Source organism: Paraburkholderia sp. RL17-373-BIF-A, from assembly GCF_046030175.1.
Lineage (GTDB): Bacteria > Pseudomonadota > Gammaproteobacteria > Burkholderiales > Burkholderiaceae > Paraburkholderia.
In genome coordinates this window covers 1-2,909 of the sequence record NZ_JARESO010000180.1, presented here as the reverse complement: position 1 = coordinate 2,909, position 2,909 = coordinate 1, and the positions used below count along the sequence as shown (strand labels likewise).

1 protein-coding gene and 1 pseudogene are annotated in these 2,909 nt (G+C 57.3%); one reads left to right on the top strand and one right to left on the bottom strand.

Annotated features, from left to right (window positions below):
• Nucleotides 1-857 precede the first annotated feature (857 nt).
• Nucleotides 858-1,892, bottom strand: a pseudogene (locus tag P0D80_RS49215) (integrase core domain-containing protein); the annotation flags it as partial.
• 62 nt (nucleotides 1,893-1,954) lie between these two features.
• Between P0D80_RS49215 and P0D80_RS49210 the strand changes: the two are divergent.
• Nucleotides 1,955-2,909, top strand: a 955-nt coding sequence (locus P0D80_RS49210) for an IS30 family transposase (RefSeq protein ID WP_408295759.1), incomplete at its 3' end; no start/stop codon positions are given.

Genomic DNA, 2,909 nt, shown 5'->3' with positions numbered 1-2,909 from the left:
CTTTTCTGTGACTGGGATGATCGTTGCGAAAACGCTCCGGATTTTCCATTTTCGCAAAGCTGCTCCTGTCCAGCCGGGAGCATTTTCACCACTAAACATTGCGAAGATGGGCCTCCTCGCTTCCAAGGGTCCTTCCGTTGCTCAAGTTATATTCGCACATAGCATCCCTAGGCGATTCGATAATCCAGCGGGGACGAATGCCAATCAATTGCTCCGTCATCCCGCTAAAGTGAGCGGACGGAAGTGTATTGGAGACCGCCAATTGGCTCGGGTACTAGTAGGCAACGACAGAGTTGGTTTAGCAATCTAGAACACTAGAACCGCGCAGGATCGAATTGCGGTTTGCCAATTCGAAGTATCAACATGGCGCCCTCAGCGCCGGCGCTACCACAATTAAACACGATGGACTGTTGCTTGGGCAGGACACCAAATCCACCTGATCACGAAGGTGGTGGCTAGCGTCCGTGGGCTAGACTGGCTCCTCGAGAGAAGTCAGCGGCCCTTTCGCACGAAAAAGATCGATTGATATGTGCGGATGTCCATTAGTTTTCGTCAACATGCCTCGGAGGAGCCACCGCTGGGAAAATGAACGGATCTCGCCGTATGGAACACTCACCAGTGCGCAACACCATTACCGACGTAACATCGTCGTGAGCGGCCGCCCAAGGCCGCGCTCCCGGGATATCGTCGACAATATCCATAAGGGCGAGGTTGCATCGCAGACGGCAACGAATGTATAGATAACATGCGCCGCCGCAAAACCGACGGCCTGCAAACGTATGGTCACGATCCTTTGGCCTGCTCTTTGCATAGTGCTGATTGGACTTGCCCGTGTAGCTCAGGACACTCGGACATCGTTAAGTCGCTGTTGCTGCGGTCGGACGAAGCTCCCTTGGGGAGCGATGTTTCAGTGCCTTATGCGGGTGCCGTTCGTTGTGTTGCTCGAAGGCGCCGGCCAGATGCGCGAGCGCTGTTGGCACATCAGGCTTATGCATGAATGCAATGTAATCAGCTTGACTGTCTTCACGAACAACTCGCCCATGCCGTTACTTTGGGGCAAACGAACCGCGGTCGTCAGAGGCTCCAGACCTAACTCGCGAGCGAAACTACGCGTGCGGTGGTCGATATAGGCAGAGCCGTTGTCAACAGCCATTCAATAGTTGAGCCAGCCTCGCCGTGCCGAAGCATCGCTCGACCACTGCGAGCATCACATCACGTACAACGTCGCCAATATGGCCGCCGGTTGTCGCCGCCCAGCTGATGGCCTCCCGGTCATGGCAGTCCAGCGCAAATGTCACGCGCAACGGCGAGCCATCATCACAACGGACCTAAAGCCGTCTTAACACCAGCGGACATCGCTTCGGTCGACTGCAATTCGTCATCATGGTGGCGGGTGTCACGTCGTTGACCGAACGTCGCCGCGGCACTCTGACGCTGCGGTAGCCATGCGTCCGCAAGACAGCCACATACTCGTGGATTGCAGCAACCAGTTCCGTGCCGTCGATATTCCAAGCGCGACGGCCATTCTGCCAGTCCGGGGAGCGTGCTTTGCGGACTGCCAAAGCAGCGCGCGCCACGCCGGGAACATCGCAGACCGTTTTCATTGGTCGTCCCCGAGCAGTAAGAGCGAGCGCGCAATCCAGTGTTTTGAGCGGCCATATCCGACTGCTTCCCTCAGGACTTCTGCCTCCCTGCGTCCTCTTGCCAAGCAGACGCTGCAATCCTCTTATTTCCTTTATCGATGCGGCCAACCGCGAGGCCGGCACCACGGCCTCCCTAACTTTCACCGCTGCCAGGCTGCCGCCCTAGCATCGCTTTCGCCACGCAAATGCCTAGCTTGGGTTCACCCCGTATCGCCGGGCAGCCGCTGAGACCGTTGCGCCCGGTTCCATGTGCGGATTCAACCGGTCGATGCAACACAATCGGAACTGCGCGAGCAGCGGGAGTGTTGCAGATGAAGTACAGAACCCGGATCTATTACAGCGAGAGCCAGAAAGCGTTAATGTGGGAACTCTGGCGCAAAGGCGAATCGCTTCAGCATATTGCGCAGCTATTCGACCGGAATCATTCATCGATACAGGGAATTCTGGCGCAGGCTGGCGGAATACAGCCGGCACCGCGACGTCGCTCCAGACGGGCACTGACGTTGGCCGAGCGCGAGGAGATATCGCGCTCGGTGGTAGCCGGCCACTCGATTCGTGCGGTAGCCAGCCGGCTTGGACGGGCACCTTCCACTATCAGCAGGGAAATCAGGCGAAATGGTGGATCTCAAGGGTATCGGGCGAATCAGGCCGATGCACTTGCGTGGGATCGTGCCCGTCGCCCCAAGGAATGCAAGCTCGTCGGGAATCGGGAACTCGCCCGGGTCGTGGCGGGCAAACTCCAGTTGCAGTGGTCGCCAGAACAGATTGCCGGTTGGCTCAAGCACTCTTACGCGGTCAACAAGGACTATCAGGTGTCGCACGAGACGATCTACAGGAGCCTTTATATACAGGCCCGCGGTGCGCTAAAGAAGGAATTGCTGGAGCATTTGCGCCGAACGCGAGCGATGCGTCGTTCCCGTCATCACACCATGAAGACTGACGACCACGGCAGAATCTGCGACGCCGTATCGATTAGCGAACGCCCGGCGACAGCTGACGACCGCGCGATACCAGGTCATTGGGAAGGCGATCTGCTGTTTGGCAACGCGAACAGCCAGATTGCAACTCTCGTCGAACGTCAGACCCGCTACGTCATGCTGGTGAAGATTGCCAGCAAGGATACAGAGACCGTCGTCAACGCTCTCATAAAACATGCTGGCAAGCTGCCTGAGGAACTGTACAGATCGCTGACCTGGGATCGGGGCAAAGAAATGGCTGGCCATAAACGCTTCACCGTGGCTACCGACATCAAAGTCTATTTCTGTG